Source organism: Bacillota bacterium, assembly GCA_024655925.1.
In the GTDB taxonomy this organism is placed as follows: Bacteria; Bacillota; DTU025; order DTU025; family JANLFS01; genus JANLFS01.
On the sequence record JANLFS010000180.1, the window covers coordinates 1 to 3025 of the forward strand.

A 3025-nucleotide genomic window follows, 5' to 3' on the forward strand; every position below is an offset into this window, starting at 1 on the left:
ACTGAGGTTGGAGGAGCCCACATCCGGCAAGATCAGTTTCGAAGGGCGAGACATTCTGGCGCTGCCTCGTGCGAAGATGCGTGAAGTGAGGCGGGACATGCAGATAGTGTTCCAGGACCCGTACGCGTCGCTGAATCCCCGGATGAGTGTGGGGGAGATAGTAGGGGAGCCGCTGCAGATCCACGGGTTGGCCCGAGGCCGGGAGAAGGACAAGCGGGTCATAGAACTGCTCGAAGTGGTAGGACTGGATTCGAGCCACGCGAGGCGGTATCTTCACGAGTTCTCGGGCGGGCAAAGACAGAGGATCGGAGTGGCCAGGGCCCTGGCACTCAACCCGAAGTTGATTATTTGCGATGAGCCTGTATCGGCGCTGGACGTGTCCATCCAGGCGCAGGTGATCAACCTTCTGCAGAATCTCCAGCGGGAGTTTGGATTGACATACGTGTTCATCGCCCACGATCTCTCGGTGGTGAAGCACATATCTGACAGGGTGGCTGTGATGCACCTGGGCAAGATCGTGGAACTGGCGGGCAAGGACGAACTATATGAGAGGCCCCAGCACCCGTACACAGAGGCCCTGCTCTCGGCGATTCCTGTGCCCGATCCGAAGCTTCAGCGAAAGCGCATACTCCTGGAAGGCGATGTTCCGAGCCCAATCAACCCGCCGCCCGGGTGCAGATTCCACACCAGGTGCAGGTATGTGCAGGACATCTGCAAGCGTGAGGAGCCTTCCTTCATTGATCTCGGCCAAGGCCACTACTGCGCGTGCCACATCCGCAAGGAGCTGCCCGCGAGCCGTTGACCGGAGACCAGGCCGGCCGGCGTGAGGTCGTACCTTGGAGCTTGGGGCACGTGATGGTTGCCCTCAGCTTATGCGAAGAGATGTTACGCCCTTTGTCTGAGCATTTCCCCCGTGCCCGGGGGCTGCCGGATCTGAGCTCCTGTCCTGCTCAAGCCTATTGTGATGTCGCTCGCGGCAACTGGCGCAAAGGCTGGTTAGGCTTGCAGGATCCAGCCGTGCGTTCCACGCCGTCTTGGCCGGTTATGTGACGTGGATCATGTTGGCCAGCGCAACGCAACCGTCTTTCGGACACGTCTAACAGAGTCCGCGGTCGTGGGCGAGCGCGGCTAGTCTTACAGCCTACTACGGCGCGCTGCTGCAGAATTCGGCAGCCCCGCCCGGTCCCAGACATGACTATTGTGGTCCCGCTATTTGACAGCCCTCTCTTGGCGTTCCAAGTCAGAGTGCTTCGAACTACGCATTTCGCCCGGCAGGTTCGGGCATCTGGGTGCACGGCATGGCCGCCACGGTCACTCAGGCATCGGTTATCAGCTTCCAGTGCCGCGAGAGGCACCCGGAGCTGTCCAATTGGGCTACCGGTATAAGCGATAAACTCGTCCTCGGCCAGAGCCTGCGGTCTCTTCACCTTTCCCTACCGGTCATAGGCATGGCGCTAGCACGTAGACTCCTGGGAGGCCAGTTCGAGCGCTTCCGGGGCATCTCACCAGGGGCAGTTGATCAGGGCCAGGAGGCTTGGCTTGGTCTCTATGGCCCGAACGATTGTGTTTACGAGTCTGGTTCCCGAAAGCGCGCTCACCACATCACGCCCCAAACGAAGAGCCGACAGCCCACAGGTGCCTAACCTGTGAACCGCCGGCACAGTGTGTTTGCCTGGCCACTTCCCCGCGGCGCAGAGCATCCACTACGAGGAACTAGAGAGATCCATCCCTATGTCGATATCGGTCATCCTAGTGTCCCGGAGGCGAAGAGCTCCAAGAAGAGTCCGACAAGCTCCGGGTCGAATTGACGCCCCGACTGCTTCTGGATCTCTGCGGCCGCGGTTTCGGGCGCTAGGCCCGAGCGATAGGGCCTAGCGGACCTCATAGCATCATAGGCATCAGCTATGGCGAGCATCCTCGCCCCAAGGGGAATCTCATGTCCCCTCAGTCCATCCGGATACCCACCGCCGTCGAACCTCTCGTGATGGTGCCTAATGAGCTTCGCCACCGGCTTGAGCCTGATTATTGGCTCGATAATGCGTTCTCCAACGACTGAGTGGGCTTTTATCGACTGGTACTCCTCCTCGGTCAACGGCCCGGGCTTGCCCAATACCTGGTCACGAACCGCCACTTTTCCAATGTCGTGAAGCCTGGCCGCAAGTTCGATGTCTGCCGACTCCGATGAGATTCCTAGGCTATGTTCTGCCATGGTAGCCACGGTGTCTCGAACACGCATCGAGTGCTCCTTCGTGTAAGGGTCTTTCGCTTCAAGAGCATTGACTAAGCTTGCCATGGCCTCCGCAAACAATACGTGTGCGCTAGCCTTAAGCTCTCCGACTCTGACTTCGAGTTCCTTAGTACGTGCAGTCGCCTTTTCTTCAAGTCGGCTCCGGTCAGTGGTATCTCGTGATATGAGCGCAGAACCAATGTAGTTGCCGTCCTCGTCTCTGAGAGGGAAGTAGATATTCTCGAAGTGGCGGCCAAGCACGTGGTCGACCGTCACGCGAGAAAACGGCGCACGGCCTGCGGTATGCAGGTACTGGAGAGCTCGGTCGACTCTCTCACGGGACTTGGCCGAGTGGCACTCCCTCACATCTTGCCCTATAATGTCGGACGCCTTCACGTGTCTCATCGTCTCAGCTGCGGGATTGACCCATGCAACCCGATCCTCCTCGTCCACGATTATCAGGCCGTCGGGCATGTGCCTCAGTACAGCCTCCAATAGGTCTACCCGCCTGGAACTCACTTCCATCACCCCGTGATTTCGGCATTGTTGTGTGGTTTCGGACGTTCTCCCCACCCTGATCGTGTACATATTCTCAGGTATCACGGCAGCCCAGAGACGTATCACTTGTGAACCACCAGCACGGTGCCTTTGCGTGGCGGAACCACTTGCCTACAAAGGTACCCATCAAGAGCTTCCACGGCATTAGCCAGAGCTTCTATGGACACCGTCAACGAGTCTTCGAGCGAGGATGTCCCAAAGTTCGTGGAATCTGAGGTAGCGGCTCCCTGCTCCGTTGTG

2 protein-coding genes are annotated in these 3025 nt (G+C 58.8%); one reads left to right on the top strand and one right to left on the bottom strand.

From position 1 onward, the window contains the following. Positions 1-802 (top strand): ATP-binding cassette domain-containing protein (locus NUW23_15720; GenBank protein ID MCR4427604.1); only part of this gene is annotated, 802 nt, incomplete at its 5' end. Between the two features lie 942 nt (positions 803-1744). Here the strand turns inward: NUW23_15720 and NUW23_15725 are convergent. Further along, entirely contained in the window at positions 1745-2746 is a 1002-nt protein-coding gene (locus NUW23_15725) for an HD domain-containing protein (protein MCR4427605.1), read from the bottom strand. Positions 2747-3025: the final 279 nt, after the last annotated feature.